This is a genomic window from Deltaproteobacteria bacterium RIFCSPHIGHO2_02_FULL_44_16 (assembly GCA_001798185.1).
In the GTDB taxonomy this organism is placed as follows: Bacteria; UBA10199; UBA10199; order 2-02-FULL-44-16; family 2-02-FULL-44-16; genus 2-02-FULL-44-16.
Map to the genome: position 1 here is coordinate 72,571 of MGRM01000022.1, position 14,540 is coordinate 87,110.

At 44.7% G+C, this 14,540-nt stretch carries 14 protein-coding genes; 7 read left to right on the forward strand and 7 right to left on the reverse strand.

What is annotated here, in order from left to right:
• Positions 1 to 34: 34 nt before the first annotated feature.
• Genes A3C46_01190 through A3C46_01200 form a run of 3 tightly spaced genes read left to right on the forward strand, consistent with a single transcriptional unit; the run spans position 35 to position 4,213 of the window.
• Complete coding sequence (locus tag A3C46_01190; GenBank protein ID OGQ21865.1) at positions 35 to 1,198, forward strand: acyl-CoA dehydrogenase; 1,164 nt, start codon at positions 35 to 37, stop codon at positions 1,196 to 1,198.
• Complete coding sequence (locus A3C46_01195) at positions 1,185 to 3,218, forward strand: hypothetical protein (protein ID OGQ21866.1); 2,034 nt, start codon at positions 1,185 to 1,187, stop codon at positions 3,216 to 3,218. Before A3C46_01190 ends, A3C46_01195 begins: the two co-directional genes overlap by 14 nt.
• Before the next feature lie 44 nt (positions 3,219 to 3,262).
• Positions 3,263 to 4,213, forward strand: coding sequence for a hypothetical protein (locus tag A3C46_01200; GenBank protein OGQ21867.1), 951 nt, complete (start codon positions 3,263 to 3,265; stop codon positions 4,211 to 4,213).
• 3 nt (positions 4,214 to 4,216) lie between these two features.
• Here the strand turns inward: A3C46_01200 and A3C46_01205 are convergent, their stop codons facing one another.
• On the reverse strand, positions 4,217 to 5,731 hold the full coding sequence (locus tag A3C46_01205; GenBank protein OGQ21868.1) for a hypothetical protein: 1,515 nt from the start codon (positions 5,729 to 5,731) through the stop codon (positions 4,217 to 4,219).
• A 104-nt stretch (positions 5,732 to 5,835) separates the two neighbouring features.
• On the opposite strand from A3C46_01205, the gene A3C46_01210 reads away from it, so the two are divergent.
• From A3C46_01210 to A3C46_01225, 4 genes are all read left to right on the forward strand, one after another.
• Entirely contained in the window at positions 5,836 to 6,636 is an 801-nt protein-coding gene (locus A3C46_01210; protein ID OGQ21869.1) for a hypothetical protein, read from the forward strand.
• A gap of 86 nt (positions 6,637 to 6,722) precedes the next feature.
• Positions 6,723 to 7,316: a 16S rRNA (guanine(527)-N(7))-methyltransferase RsmG gene (locus A3C46_01215; GenBank protein OGQ21870.1), complete on the forward strand. Its 594-nt coding sequence runs from the start codon at positions 6,723 to 6,725 to the stop codon at positions 7,314 to 7,316.
• A gap of 306 nt (positions 7,317 to 7,622) precedes the next feature.
• Positions 7,623 to 9,251 carry a hypothetical protein gene (locus A3C46_01220; protein OGQ21871.1) on the forward strand — a complete coding sequence of 543 codons (1,629 nt, stop codon included), beginning with the start codon at positions 7,623 to 7,625 and terminating at the stop codon, positions 9,249 to 9,251.
• Positions 9,248 to 11,086 carry a hypothetical protein gene (locus tag A3C46_01225; protein ID OGQ21872.1) on the forward strand — a complete coding sequence of 613 codons (1,839 nt, stop codon included), beginning with the start codon at positions 9,248 to 9,250 and terminating at the stop codon, positions 11,084 to 11,086. Before A3C46_01220 ends, A3C46_01225 begins: the two co-directional genes overlap by 4 nt.
• A gap of 130 nt (positions 11,087 to 11,216) precedes the next feature.
• Here A3C46_01225 and A3C46_01230 read toward each other — a convergent pair whose 3' ends face one another.
• The 6 genes from A3C46_01230 to A3C46_01255 form a co-directional block, all read right to left on the reverse strand.
• Positions 11,217 to 11,753 carry a hypothetical protein gene (locus tag A3C46_01230; GenBank protein OGQ21873.1) on the reverse strand — a complete coding sequence of 179 codons (537 nt, stop codon included), beginning with the start codon at positions 11,751 to 11,753 and terminating at the stop codon, positions 11,217 to 11,219.
• Positions 11,754 to 11,800: 47 nt separating this feature from the next.
• Complete coding sequence (locus tag A3C46_01235; GenBank protein OGQ21874.1) at positions 11,801 to 12,055, reverse strand: hypothetical protein; 255 nt, start codon at positions 12,053 to 12,055, stop codon at positions 11,801 to 11,803.
• Positions 12,055 to 12,915, reverse strand: a complete 861-nt coding sequence (locus tag A3C46_01240) for a hypothetical protein (protein OGQ21875.1) — start codon at positions 12,913 to 12,915, stop codon at positions 12,055 to 12,057. The genes A3C46_01235 and A3C46_01240 overlap by 1 nt, the downstream gene beginning before the upstream one ends.
• A gap of 70 nt (positions 12,916 to 12,985) precedes the next feature.
• On the reverse strand, positions 12,986 to 13,459 hold the full coding sequence (locus tag A3C46_01245) for a hypothetical protein (GenBank protein OGQ21876.1): 474 nt from the start codon (positions 13,457 to 13,459) through the stop codon (positions 12,986 to 12,988).
• Positions 13,460 to 13,521: 62 nt separating this feature from the next.
• Positions 13,522 to 14,034 (reverse strand): hypothetical protein, encoded by a 513-nt coding sequence (locus A3C46_01250; GenBank protein ID OGQ21877.1) that lies wholly within the window; start codon positions 14,032 to 14,034, stop codon positions 13,522 to 13,524.
• Positions 14,035 to 14,149: 115 nt separating this feature from the next.
• Entirely contained in the window at positions 14,150 to 14,365 is a 216-nt protein-coding gene (locus A3C46_01255; protein OGQ21878.1) for a hypothetical protein, read from the reverse strand.
• Positions 14,366 to 14,540: the final 175 nt, after the last annotated feature.

The following is a 14,540-nucleotide window of genomic DNA, read 5'->3' on the forward strand; positions in this document are numbered from 1 at the left end:
TCCAGAAAAGTTAATTTACTAACGGAGTTCTCTGATGAGCTATGACTTAACTGAGGAACAGAAACTGCTTCGCAAAACCATTCGTGAATTTGCAGAGAATGAAATTGCTCCTCACATTCCCGAACTCGATCGCACGGAAACTTTTTCTGTCGAGCTTGTTCATAAACTTGGTGAGATGGGTCTTTTCGGAATGACGGTCGATCCCAAATACGGCGGCCAAGGGGCTGACGCCCTTTCCTACATCATTGCAGTTGAAGAACTTGCTCGTGTTGATGCTTCGACAGCAGCGACGGTGGCAGCGGAAAATTCGCTCGGCATTGGTCCTATTGTCAACTTTGGTACTGAAGAGCAGAAGAAAAAATATCTTCCTGATCTTATGACCGGAAAAAAACTGTGGGGCTTTGGGTTGACAGAACCGAATGCTGGTTCTGATGCCGGTGGCACCGAAACCACAGCGGTTCTTGAAAAAGGATCGTGGCGCATCAATGGATCTAAAATTTTTATCACGAACGCTGCAAGTGAGATTACGGCTGGTGTTACTGTCCAGGCGGTGACGGGAAAATCATCAGAAGAAAAAAATGAACTCTCCTGTATCATTGTTGAACGTGGTACGAAGGGATTTAGCGCAAAAGAGATGCATCACAAACTTGTCTGGCGTTCATCCAATACCGGCGAACTTTTCTTTGATAATGTGGTTGTTTCTGAAGAAAACATTTTGGGAAAACGGGGCGATGGATTTCGACAAATGCTTGCAACTCTTGATAGTGGGCGATTAGGCATTGCCGCGATGGGTCTTGGGGGAGCACAAGGAGCGTATGAACTTGGACTCAAATATGCTCGAGAGAGAAAGCAATTTGGAAAGACGATCGCCTCATTTCAAGTCAATGCGTTTAAGCTTGCGGATTGTGCGATGGAGATTGAAGCTGCGCGAACACTTCTTTATCGAGCCTGTTGGTTGAAAGATAATGGAAAACCATTTAAAAAAGAAGCAGCCATGGCAAAACTTTATTGTTCGGAAGTGATGAATCGAGTCGTCAATCGTGCGGTGCAACTTCATGGTGGATATGGACTCATGGAAGAATATCCAATTGCTCGCTTTTATCGCGATCAAAAATTATTGGAGATCGGCGAAGGGACAAGTGAAATTCAGCGTCTCGTCATAGCACGATCGATCGGCTGCTTTGATGATGAAAAATAATTTTGTTCGGGCTTTTTTGCTGACGCTTTTGACGCTTCTCATCGTCCGCGTTCTTTCGCATTACACTTGGGCGCAAAATCTTGAAGCTTCAACGTTTGATCTTCGACAACTTTTTTTTGCTCCTCCTACCAAAGCAAGCGATGACATCGTGATGGTCTGGCTTGATGAAGCGACCATGCAATCGCTTGCCTATCGTTCACCCATCCCGCGCGATTTTTTAGCACAACTGACAGAGCAAATTACAAAGGCGCAGCCAAAAGTTATTGGCTACGATATTTTTTTTAAAGATCCGTCATTTGAAGATGCTGATCGAGCGCTCGCGAAAAGTTTATCAGAGACAAACGCCTATGTCGTGGTGCCGCGACGTGAAAATGGAGAGGTCGACACGCTTCTTCCCCTTTTTGAAAATGTGGTGAAAGGGGTGGGCCTCGCTGATCTGCCGTTTAATCCTTTCGATGCAATCCTTCGCGAAGCCCAATTTTCTTTTCACACCCAAGGAGGGGAGCGTAGCTCCTTTGCGGCGAAGTTGTATGAAGTGGCGACCGGTAACGATGCTCTTGAGATGGTGAGTGATCTCTCACTCTTTCCAAAATTCGGCCCTCTGCAATGGACACCGTTGAGTGACCAGAAAAGGACGAAAGTCCGGTTTGCAGGTCCACCTTCAACCCCGGGAGATGCGAAAAATGTGTTCAAAGTCTATTCGGCAAAGCTTGTGGCCATGGGTCTTGTCCCTGCAGCATGGCTGAAGGACAAAATTATTTTGATCGGCGCTGGCTACGATGATTTGAAAGACGCGTTTCTGACGCCCTATTATGCAAAGCATACCGGTTATCAACGGATGAATGGAGTTGAGTATCATGCCAATGTGTTATCGAGTCTTCTCACCAAACAATTTTATTATGAGGCTGCGCCTGTTCATATTTATATTTTCTTAGCTCTTCTTGCTTTTCTGCTTTTGTATGCTTCTCTCTCTTTTCAACTCTGGAAGACCGCATTCACAGGTCTCTTGCTCGTTGGTAGTTATATTTTTCTGGTCATCATTGCATTTCGATCTCGTGGCATTCTCTTGCCGGTCATCTCTCCTCTTCTCTGTTCGGTCACAAGTCTCGGTCTCGGTATGAGCTTTCGAGCCATGACCGAAGGAAAACAGAAAAGATGGATTAGAGGAGTTTTTTCACATTATGTTCCGCCGCAAGTTGTTGATCAGATGATGAGTAACCCCGATCTCGTAAAGCTTGGAGGAGAAGAGCGTTATGTGACGAGTTTCTTTTCAGACATTGCTTCGTTTACGACCATCTCCGAAAAACTCGATCCCACAACACTCGTAAAATTTTTGAATGAGTATTTGAGTCGCATGAATGAAATTTTATTTCGCTACGGCGCCACGATTGATAAATATGAAGGGGACGCCATTATTGCTTTCTTCAATGCTCCACTCGATATCGAAGCTCATGAGAATAAAGCCGTGCGTGCTGCGCTTGAAATTCAAACTGCTTCGAAAGCAATGACCAACGAGTGGAAAGAAAAAACAGGTCGCGACATTGTGACACGCATTGGACTCAATACGGGTCCAGCAGTGGTTGGCAATATGGGATCTGAAAGCAGGTTTGATTATACAGCGATTGGCGACACGATTAATCTCGCAAGTCGACTTGAAGGGACCAATAAATTTTACGGAACACGGGTGATGTTTTCAGAAACAACAGAGCGAGCTCTCTCTTCTGAAATTATCAGACGTCCTGTCGATCGCGTGAGAGTGAAGGGAAAAACAAAACCGATTCTTCTCTATGAAGCGATGGGAATGCGAGATGTGGCGGAGAAGTTTGGGACAGCGATGCGTTCTTATGTGGATGCCTTTAACTCTTTTGAAAAGAGATATCTCACACAAGCTGAAACCTTGATTGCATCAGTCTTACAAAAGTTTCCAGACGATGGTCCTTCGCTCGATTTGAAAAAAAGAATTGATCGTGCCATAGCTGAACCAGCATGGGATTTAGTCACTGATTTGATGTCAAAATAATTGTCCAACGGCTGCTGCGGACAAACTTTCTCGGAAGGAGTCTTATGAAACGAATAATTTTGATTCCCTTATTTTTGAGTTTCATTTTTTTCAGGAGCGCTGCGTTTGCATCAGCAGTCCTTGTCGACGCTAAAGGAGCAGTTGAAGTCAAGATTGGAGACAAAGCAGTTGAGCCAAAAGTTGGTCTTGAACTTCCAGATGGGTCATCAATTAAAACAAAAAAAGGTGCAAAAGCTCAGGTGATGTTTCTCGATGGAACGATCAGAACGCTGGTTGCAAACGAATCTTTGATTGTTGGAAAATTGGAAAAGAGCGGAGCTCAAACAACGGTGATTGAAGGCATACAACTTGCGCTCAACGAAGCGTCTCAATCGGGCGAAGGCCCAACAGTACACGGCATGGTCAAAATGGGACCGCCAGCAACAGGAAAACCAAAAATTATTTTAGGTTCGAGTTCTTTCGGCATTGAAGGACTCTATCCCATTCACACGACGATTCTCATGCCCAAACAGGATCTTGTTTTTATGTGGAGCGATACGACGAAGATCGATTGGACAAATCCCGTCTTAGTGGTGAAGAATGCTGAAAAAAAACAGATGGGAATTTTTTCAGTTCCAAAAGGTGCAAAACAACTTGTGGTTCCTCTTTCACAACTCAAACTGAAAAGTGGTGAAACGTATAGTTGGCATTTGGGCTACAAACAAAAGGGGATCATGATTGTGAAAGGGAGCCATTATCCGTTTACGATTTTGGGGAAAAAAGGAGAAGCATCTCTTCAGAAAGATATCGAAACGATAAAAACGTTAGAGTTCTCGCCAAAAGCGGAAACACTTATGCTCGGCCAAGTGTATTATAAATATGGCCTCTATCATCACACCACGGAAATCCTTGTTCCTCTTTCTCAAGCAGGCGATGTGGGAGGGGCCGTAAAGCAAATTCTTTTTGTCAGCTATCTTCGCATGGGCCTCTCCTCCGAGATGGAGAAGTACCGTTAGTTTTTAGGCATGCAATCCGAAAAAGTTTTTAATTTTTGAAAGCAGTTTTCCTTTGGTTGCTTCGTCCGCAGTGATTTTGCCACGCTCTTCGGAGAGTTCCATTTTGCGAGCCGCGAGCGCTTCTGCAAGTTTCATGGAAAGAGTCGGATTTTTTTCGAGGAGATGTTTTAAGGCCTCTTTTTTAATTTCAAATACGGATGTATCTCTATGTGCACGAACCGTCGCGCTTCGTGGTTCTCCGGTGAGTAAACTCATCTCTCCAAAAAAATGTCCTTCATGCATGGTAGCAATTTTCTTCGGTTCTTTTCCATTGCTGCCCAGGAAAACATTGCAAGCTCCATTGTGAATGATGTAAAGCGAATCACCCTCTTCTCCTTGTCGAACAATAATTTCGTGATCTCCAAATTCTTTCAGAAAAATGGTTTCGGCAATTTGTTTTCGATCGTCATCTGAGAGTGCGGTAAAAAGTGGAATGCTCGAAAGGATTTTTTCGGCCTCTTCCCGAAAATGCACAGCTTCTTTTTCCTGACGACGGCGTTCAATATGAGCATGGTGCACGTCACGAATCGGAAATGGAATTTTAATTTGATGTCGTTTCAACGCATACCAGAGCTGATGGTTGATTTCTGTTTTGATGCGAGGTTCTTCCGCATAGTGATCGTGTGCAAAAATAATTTGATAAAGAACCGCAGAATCTCCAAATTCTTTGACGCGGACCTCAGGAGGAGGAAAATGGAGAACCAGAGGATGTTGTTTTACGACTTCCAACATCATTTCACGCACTTTATTCGGAGCAATATTGTAGTCGATGCCAATCAACAGTGAAGCATTGTGTCGCGTTGAAGGTTTTGAAAAATTTTTGATGATGGATTGAGAAATCGTCATATTTGGAATAAAAATCATTTCATCTTCTCGCGTGATGAGACGCGTCGATTTCCAGGTAATGCCGACGACTTGTCCGATGGTATCTCCAAGCTGAATCCAATCTCCGATATTATAAGGACGTTCCATTTGAAGGGTAAGTCCAGAAAAGAGATTGGTAAGCGTACTTTGGGCAGCAAGCCCAATGACCGCCGTGAGGACTGCGGATGTTGTTAGAAGTCCGGTGAGATTCACCTCTCCTTTGGTGCGCAGCAGAATAAATCCGACAACGGCATAGACGAGCAAAAGAATAAAATCGCGAGTGATTTTGGGAAGCGGCTGTTTTCCAAAAAGCTTCAGAATATGATCAACAAAAAGAGCAAAAATGAGCCGGATCATGGCCCATGACAAGACGATCATCTCTGCAACCGGGATCCAACGATCCCAAGCTCCGACCCAGGAGGCATCTTTAACGAGGAGCCAGATAAAACGAATGGCAAAGTAGAGCATAAAGAGTCCCATCGGGAACTCGGGAAGATGGTAGGTGCGTTTGGAAAAATGTCGATACGCAAGAAGAAGGACAATGGCTCCAATCATGACAAGAGGATGAGCCATAGAGGTGTGAAAGAAATCGAGTGCTTGTTCCATAAGAGACATTAGTATAAAGATTTAGGGAATCATTGTCGAGTTCTGTGGTTTTTGTTATCTTTTTAAGACTTATGGAAAGAGTGAAGCTCACATTTTGGGGGGTACGGGGATCGATGGCGACCCCTGGGTCCAAAACAGCTCGCGTGGGAGGGAATTCCGCATGTGTCGAAATCCGTTCTGGAGAGACCCTCATTATTTGCGATGCGGGAACAGGAATCAGAGAACTTGGGCTCTCCTTATGCCAACAAAAATCTCCCCTTCGATTGAGCATTCTCCTCTCTCATCTGCATCTCGATCATTTTATCGGCCTCCCCTTTTTTAAACCTCTGTATATGAAGAACAATCAATTTCTCATCGGTGGCCCTGTTCGTCGTGGGATGACCTTTCGCTCTGACCTGATACGCGTGACAAGTCCGCCGCATTTTCCCCTTCCTCTTCTGGAAAGTCCGGCACAGCTTCAGTTCCGTTCTCTTGGAACGAAGTCTTTTTTCATCGACAACGTTCGAGTCGTTCCTTCTCAGTTACACCATCCAGGGGGAGCGCTCGGGTGGCGATTTTATTTTCCGAATGGAAAAAGTCTGGTTCATGTCTCTGATAATGAACCGAATGGGAAAACTTTTACGAAGAAAATGATTGCGTGGATGAAGGGAGCTGATCTTCTCATTCACGACGCACAATATACTCCTTCAGAGTACCGTGCCAAAAAACAGGGTTGGGGACACAGCCCCTATACCTATCCGCTGGAGCTTGCAGCAGAAGCTGGAGTGAAAAAAGTTTTTCTTTTTCATCACGATCCTGAACATGACGATCGAACGCTTCAGAAACTACTCGCCGATGCTCGTCGTTATGTGAAATCGAAGCAATGGAAAGTGACGTGTGACCTTGCGCGCGAAGGAAAAACAATATTTCTTTAAATGGAAGCCTGTCTGTTCGCCCCTTGTGCGCGCGGTCCAGTTGGTCCGTGCTGACAAGGGACTTCACAGCGGCTTCCATCAATATCATGTCTACGAACAAAATCTTTGATGAATATTTAAAACTTCTTCTCAAATGGAATCAAAAGATCAATTTAACTTCACTCACTGATCCCAAAGAGATCCGAGTAAAACATTTCGAAGATTGTTTATCGCTTGTTCCCTTTGTGAAAAATGCCAAACGAGTGATCGATCTTGGAAGTGGAGCTGGTCTTCCAGGACTCGTGTTGAAAATTGTTTGTCCGCAACTCGATGTCGTTCTTGTGGAAGCGACGGGGAAAAAAGTCAGTTTTCTCACGACGGCGATTGCCACCCTTGGTCTGCAAGGAATAAACGCAGTTCAAGGCCGAGCGGAATCACCTGAAGTGCAAAAAAGTATCGGAACTGCGGATATTATTCTCAGTCGTGCCACATGGTCTGTTGCCGATTTTCTTCCGATTGCCTCTTCATATCTTGCAGAAGGGGGAGTGATTATTGCCATGAAAGGGCCGCTGGCGGAAAAAGAGATAAAAGAAGCTCAAAAGACAGTGATCCAACACCAATTGATCTTAAAAAAGGAACATTTTTATACACTTTCATCAGGAGAGAAGCGAAAGCTTCTTTTTTGGAAGATGATGACGTAGCCCCCCAAAAAAGTTTGTTATCCCCGATATTTTTTTGTTCTGTGTAAAAAACAAAATAATATCAATAGAATACATGTTAGCGCTTTGGCATGCCCCTTGCTATTTCTTACAGGTAAGGAGGCAGTATGTTTTATCGTGTGATGCTTTTTGTTTTTCTGATGCTCTCGTTTCTTCTGCAGGATGTATCGTTGTTTTCTCACGGAACAGCAGAAAAAGAAGAACAGTCAGGTGAAGAAACAGTCGATATTGATGAAAGAACTGACTTTGCTCTGCGTTGAAATGTATTTCAAATAGAAAGGGTGGAATATGAAACGATATCATTTTCTTTTGGCTCCTCTTTTCGTGATGTTGTCTTTTGTTATCGGATGCCATGACGAGCAAAAAATAAGTCCCTATCAGTTTCAGGGAAACATGGATGTTCGTGTCACCGGCGATCAGACGCCTTCTTCTGACAATACCACCACACCTCCAACGATTACGACGACAACAACGACGAATTCGCAAACTCCGGCGGCAACGACTCCTCAAGCTCCTGGTACGGTTCCAGGAACGAATGTCACCAATACAACTCATGATACAACGACCACAGTTCAGCGACCGACCTATACTCCTGGTGATATCAACGGTGATGGAGTGCGCGAGTTTCTCATTACGGCACCATTTGCGGTGCGTGGTGGAAATGATGTGGGAGCAGTTGATATCTATTCTTCAGGAAACATGACGCGTCTTGCGCGTCTCGAAGGGGAACAAGCAGGAACTTTTGGCACTTCTGTGACAATGCTCGGTGATCTGAACGATGACGGCTATGAAGATTTTGCGGTTGGCGATGAAGGTGTTGTCACTGTGCAGGGTCTTCCCCAAGCTCTTCCATCAGGACAAGTTATTATCTTTGCAGGTGGTTCTGATCTGACAAGTCTTCGACCTTTGATCACTTTACGAGGAGAAACAGCGGGCGATCGTTTTGGAGCTGTGGTCATGTCTCTTGGTGATATCAATGGTGATGCACGGGCTGATTTTGCTGTTGGAGCTCCTGAGTTTAGCGGAATGAATAATGGCGTTCCGACGTCAAAGTCAGGAAAAGTTTATATTTATAGTGGAAGCGATTTTGCGCAGATTGCGACTCTTGAATCGGGAAAAATAGAGACTCTTTTGGGCGCTTCTCTCGCACTTGCTGGTGATACGAATAATGATGGAGTTCGGGAATTGATGGTTGGTGCTCCAGGAATCACCAGATCGCCTGGCGAAGTTTTTCTCTTCCCTCTCTCTCGTCTGGAAGGGCAAGTCATGACCGCAAATGCTCAAGTTACTCTTACAGGAGAGACTGCTGGAGATAATTTTGGTTGGGCATTTGTTTCCATGGGAGATGTGGATGGAGATAATATGAGTGAGATTGCGGTGAGCGCTCCAAATGCGGATACGAAATGGGGAAGAATTTATGGATTTCGTGGAAGGGATATGAGTGTTGCCTCAAATCTCACTGTGGGAGGAAATAGTTTTCCTATTCTTACGTGCCTTCCTCCATTTATCTCGGTTCGGAATATCCCTTCTGTATGTGGATATTCCCTTGCTCTCATAGGTGATCTGAATCGCAATGGCACCAACGAACTTCTCATCGGTTCTCCAGGAGCGAATGGACAACGTGGAACGGTTCAAGCCATTGATACCAATACGCTCATGGGAGTGATGCAAATAACAGGGATGAATGCGAGAGATAGTTTAGGGGGAAATATCAGTGTTATGTTTGATATTGATGGGGGCGATGGCATTCCTGAAATTATGGTTGCTGCCTCTTTTGCAGGGAGAGGGAATGGCGAAGTGTATATTTTTAGCGGAGCACTTGCCAGGAGTGGAAGTATTGTGGACATCACTCAAGCTTCATTCACCTTTCAAGGACAAAATCAGGAGAACTTGGGATTTTCCCTTTTTACCCCATGAAGAGACTGCGTCTCCTTTCAGGTATTCTTTTGTTCTGTTTTCTTGCCAACTGTGATGCTTGCAATGGTGATGAGCAACTGCTTCGTGAACAACGTCCTCTTGCACGAAACGAAACTCCAAAACCTGATGAAGAAGTAAAAAAAGAAGAGCTGCCAATTACAGCTTCATTTCAACTTGTCATGCACAATGGAGCGAAGCGCACAGCCGACACTGCCACTCAGGTCACACAAAAAGTAGATATTGAAATCACCTTTTCTGAAGCTGTTGACACTCTGTCGGTCGAAAGAGTTTTTTCTTTGCTTCGGGAGAGTGAAAAAATCCGTGGAACTTTTTCATGGAATCCAGAAAAGACCAAAGGTCTTTTCTCTCCTGAGAAACAACTTCTCGCAACGACTTCGTATGCACTGGAACTTAAAAAAATTCTTCCTCTTCGAGCGCGTAAAGGTGTGGATGAACTCAAAACTTCTTTTACCACGGTGCGCCACCGCGATCTTAATGGAGACGGTGTGAATGATTTCTTTGTGGGAGCTCCCTTTGCAAATCGCAGAAAAGGATTATTGCAGGTGCATTCGGGAAAAAGTTTTGCGCAAGGAAACGTGAGCCCTCTTCTCGAAGTTTCAGGACAACATGAGCCAGAACACTTTGGCATTGCATCAACCTTTCTTGGAGATCTGGATGGTGATGGAGTGGATGAAATCGCCGTTGGTGCCAATGTTGCTCTAGAAGGGAACCAACAGCGAGGAGCTGTTTTCATCTATAGTGGAAAAGGACTTACGACGGGAAATCAAACAGCGCTTCTTCGAATTCCAGGGATAACAGCAAATGGTCAGTTCGGTTCTGCGATTGTCCCTTTAAGTGATATCAACGGAGATCGCGTTGATGATTTCGCTGTTGCAGCTCCTTATATGATGGAAGGAACAGATCAGGGAGTCGGGAAAGTTTTTATTTATAATGGAGCTGAAGCTGCCAAGGGGACCGTTGCCCTTTTAGCAACGCTTACCGGTGAAAGTGATCGAGACGCATTTGGTTTTTCGATGACAAGTGGTTACTTGAATGCGGACGCAGTGCTTGATCTTGTCGTCGGCGCCCCTTTTGCGAATGATGGAGCGATCGAATCCATGGGGAAAGTGTATGTTTTTAGTGGAGTTCAATTAAATCAAGATCGAGTTGCGAACAGCGCGCTTGCAAAGATCAAAGGCGCTGCTGCGTATGACCAATTCGGACAATCGGTGAGTAGTCTTCAAAATATTTCTGGGATTGATGATTTGGTTATTGGAGCTCCTCTTGAAGATAGAGCAGGAGAAGAAAACAAAGGTGCAGCCTATGTTTTTCGTGGTGGTTTGGGGTTGATGAGTGATGTTCCTCTTTCGCGTGCACATGTGAAGATCGTCGGTGAAGAAGCTTTTAGTGCGTTTGGGTTTTCGGTAGCAGGTATTGGAGACATCGATCACAATGGAACCAACGAGTTTCTTGTGGGCGCTCCCAATCCAACAACAACGTCGAATACGGGAACAGTCTCTCTTTTTTCGGTAACCCCTACCTTTAAGGACATAAAACTTGCTTCAGAAGGACCTTTGAGGGTGAATGGAACTGAAGAGAATGGTTTTTTTGGTCATGCGGCCATGAGTCTCGGAGATGTAAATAGTGATGGTTTTGCTGATTTTCTCATTGCAGCACCGTATGTGTCGGATCAGGAAAGCTCCAATCGTGGTGAAATCTATCTTTTTCTCGGAGCACAAGGACTTTCAGGCACGAAGACAGCAACAGACGCATCAGTCCATGTTCGCGGAACACAAGCTGAAATGTATTTTGGTGCCACCGCCAATTTTCTCTAAAACTCTTTTCAAAATATTTTCGAAGTTTTGGGTCCTGTCACCTCCGCCGTTCCACCTCCCCGCTGACGCGGGGCGCCCCTGGGATCCGACGTCGGCGCCAGCCGAATCTTTATTAATTTTGAAATGAGTTTTAGTATTTTTTAATACAGGTTGTATCACGTAGTCCGTCATTGATACGTTTCTGATGAAGTGCCTCCAGCACATCTTGAGAAAGTTTTTGTGCAAGATCGCTTTTGCGTAAGGGACTGTGTCCCTCTTCTTGGTGTTGATCTGTGGCATCAGCCAAAATCACTGATCGATCTCCACTGTCCAGTTGATCGACGATGCGACACTCCATCCAGCCGCAAGTTTTGGGAAGAAGTGGAATATTGTTTTTGGTTCGAGTGATTTTCAATTTTTCGAATTTATTGATGTTTCTTCCAGATTGCAGTCCAAAGAGGGGAACGAGTTCTGCTTGCTCGAGAGAGAGAAGATGCGCGACAAATCGTTTACTCTTCCAGAGAAGATCAAAGGTAAAATTATGAGGGGAAAATACACCGAGCACCCGAGGACAACTGGCGATGAGGGTGACAGGGAAAAACCAGGTGGCAATAAATCCTCCATCATGACCATCATGATGTGCAGTGATCAAAAAAATTTCGTGATTAGAATAATTGAAAAGAGACATTCGACCTCCGACGTCACCCGTATTCCATCTGTTTCGAAAGAGGTCTATTAAAATCTGATTTTTATTTCGCCTGATTTAATTTTGCACTGACAGGCAAGTCGCATGTTGCCTTCAACGCCCATTTGGTCTTCACGTTCATTGAGAGGTCCTAAGTTTTCATAGCCTTCGATCACTTCGATTTCACATGTGCCGCACAAACCGGATTCGCATCCAAAAGGAACTCCAAGATCACGACACGTTTCGCGGATCTCAGCGCCATCTGGAAGTTCAGCTGTGCGCATCTCCGTTGTAATGCGAGCCATCAAGATGCTCCTAAAGCTCTTTTTTGAGGAACAGATTTTGTGGTTGCCATGACATGCTCAGCAAGAGGTGCAAAAAGTTGACGTTGATCCTGGAGTGCGTAAGGAATTCCTTTTTCGCACCCTTCCATAATCTCCGGGACGAGAGGAATCTGTCCTAAAAACGGAAGATGAAGTCCTTCGCAGAAATCTTTTACGCCACCTTTTCCAAAGAGAAAATATTTTTCACCGTGATGACATTCAAAATAGGACATGTTTTCCACAATGCCCATGATCGGAATTTCAACTTTTTGAAACATATCGACACATTTGCGCACATCGGCCAAAGCAACTTGTTGCGGGGTAGAGACAATAATGGCGCCTGTTATTTTAAGCGATTGCATCATCGTCAAATGCACATCTCCGGTGCCAGGGGGAAGATCGACAATCACATAATCGAGTTCGCCCCAATTGGTGCCGCTCATCAGATGTTGGAGCGCTTGATGAAGCATCGGCCCACGCCAAATCGTTGCCTGGTTAGGAGGGACAATGTTTCCAATGGAGAGGGTTTTCAGACCGTGAGCTTCGAGAGGATTGAGTTTTTCATCTGTCAGTGTCAACTCAGCTCCGGCTGTACCGAGCATTTTTGGAATTGATGGACCGTAAATATCGCCATCGAAAAGCGCAACTCGCTCTCCTTGTTTCGCAAGAGCGACTGCCAAATTCACCGCAACGGATGATTTTCCAACTCCACCTTTTCCACTTCCGACAGCAATCACGGTTTTCGCGGAAGGGATAAGATGACGCATTTGAACGTCAGGTGCCACGCGCGGGGTTTGGCCAACTTTTTTGGTGTGGCAACCACACCCTGAACCACAACTCATAGAACCTCCTGTAAAGAATGCACGGATCATTCCCTAGCATATTCATGGAGCGATGCGAGGGGAAAAACAATTACGGTTTTGGCAGCATTTCTTTTATGGCTGTATCGATACTTTCTTCGATGCCAAGATGAACCGTAGGTTGGTCTTTAAATATATCTTCTGTGGTTCCAATAAATTGCGAATCAGCTAACCAATCTCCTTCTTTTTCAGGAGTGGTAGAGCCAAAAGGCCACCAAGATCGAACTGGATTTCTGACTTCATAATGGAAGATTTGGAAACCATCAAAGCGTCCGTTCTTGTCTCGATCAAAGAGATCAACACGCCACTTCTTCTCCACCATATAACTGACAATATGGACGTCGGATGGTGATGCCTCGTTTTTTTGTACCAACGGATGGGGAAGTATATCGCGCAATTTTTCAATGTCTTCTTGAAGCACTTTTTGTGTCAATTTTGTTAATCCGGCTGCTGTTTCTGAAGGCATTTCATAACAAACGGAGTGGTGAGCGAGCTGTATACAAGCGAAATCTTTGGGTCTTCCCATAACATCCCCTCATGAAAAAAGTTCTTTCAATGAAGATCGGCAACAGTCAAAAAAGGTTGCTCTTAAAGACGAGGAGAAAAAAGCGTTTCTGGCGAAACATTTTTTTGTAAAAGTTTTAAAGTTCGAAGAAATTCAAGGACTTCTTCAGTATGCGTTTTGAGATTCACGTTTCTCCAAATTCTTCGGATTTTTCCCTGGTCATCCAGAATAAAAGTTGAACGATCAATGGCGCCAAACCATATTCCAAAATATCGCCACCGGTTCCATGAGCTATACAATGATACGATTTCTCCCTCTGGGTCTGAGAGGAGAGAGAAATGGAGGTTGTATTTATTTGCAAAAAGCCTATGTTTTTCAGGAGATTGTAAGTTTACTCCCAGTACCACCGTGCCAAGTTGTTGTAAGTCTTTGAGAGCATGTTGAAAGTCACATGCTTCTTTGGTGCAACCAGGGGTGAAATCTTTGGGATAGCAGTAGAGAACCACGCAGTGGCCTCGAAAATCAGAAAGCTTGACGCTCACCCCATCTTGGTTGATGGCTTCGAAATCAGGAGCCTGTTGACCGACGATGAGCATTGGTTGCACATAACTGGATGAATTTTTTTATCAACCCTTGAATAAGTGCCGTGCACTTAATTGAGAGAAAAGTGCATTAAAAACGAGTTAGAAGTATAAATCATGGAATCCTTCATTAAACAGAAAGCGATTGAAATTGGTTTTGATCTTGTCGGCATCTCCCCTGCTTCTCAGTTTTCGGAACATCAAGCGTTGAAAACATGGCTTCATGCAGGGATGCATGGGACGATGGAGTGGTTTGAACGCGGACTCGAGAAACGACTCGATCCCCTGAAAGTAATGCCTGAAGCAAAATCAGTGATTGTTTGTGCCAAGAATTATAATAGTCCACTTCCCTACTCAACTGAATGTAAGGAAACCGGACGCGGGTGGATCTCACGTTATGCATGGGGAGAGGATTATCATCTGAAGATGGAGAAGATGTTACACGAACTCATCAGATCTCTTTCGAAACATTTTAATGTCACGGGTCCTGCCGTCTGCGGTGTTCCGGCCCTCCCGCTGAT

Coding starts and splice junctions, on each gene's coding strand:
- A3C46_01225 (OGQ21872.1), top strand. CDS start 9,248: ATGAAGAGACTGCGTCTCCTTTCAGGTATTCTTTTGTTCTGTTTTCTT.
- A3C46_01205 (OGQ21868.1), bottom strand. CDS start 5,731: ATGTCTCTTATGGAACAAGCACTCGATTTCTTTCACACCTCTATGGCT.
- A3C46_01240 (OGQ21875.1), bottom strand. CDS start 12,915: ATGAGTTGTGGTTCAGGGTGTGGTTGCCACACCAAAAAAGTTGGCCAA.
- A3C46_01230 (OGQ21873.1), bottom strand. CDS start 11,753: ATGTCTCTTTTCAATTATTCTAATCACGAAATTTTTTTGATCACTGCA.
- A3C46_01215 (OGQ21870.1), top strand. CDS start 6,723: ATGTCTACGAACAAAATCTTTGATGAATATTTAAAACTTCTTCTCAAA.
- A3C46_01190 (OGQ21865.1), top strand. CDS start 35: ATGAGCTATGACTTAACTGAGGAACAGAAACTGCTTCGCAAAACCATT.
- A3C46_01245 (OGQ21876.1), bottom strand. CDS start 13,459: ATGGGAAGACCCAAAGATTTCGCTTGTATACAGCTCGCTCACCACTCC.
- A3C46_01200 (OGQ21867.1), top strand. CDS start 3,263: ATGAAACGAATAATTTTGATTCCCTTATTTTTGAGTTTCATTTTTTTC.
- A3C46_01195 (OGQ21866.1), top strand. CDS start 1,185: ATGATGAAAAATAATTTTGTTCGGGCTTTTTTGCTGACGCTTTTGACG.
- A3C46_01250 (OGQ21877.1), bottom strand. CDS start 14,034: ATGCTCATCGTCGGTCAACAGGCTCCTGATTTCGAAGCCATCAACCAA.
- A3C46_01210 (OGQ21869.1), top strand. CDS start 5,836: ATGGCGACCCCTGGGTCCAAAACAGCTCGCGTGGGAGGGAATTCCGCA.
- A3C46_01220 (OGQ21871.1), top strand. CDS start 7,623: ATGAAACGATATCATTTTCTTTTGGCTCCTCTTTTCGTGATGTTGTCT.
- A3C46_01235 (OGQ21874.1), bottom strand. CDS start 12,055: ATGGCTCGCATTACAACGGAGATGCGCACAGCTGAACTTCCAGATGGC.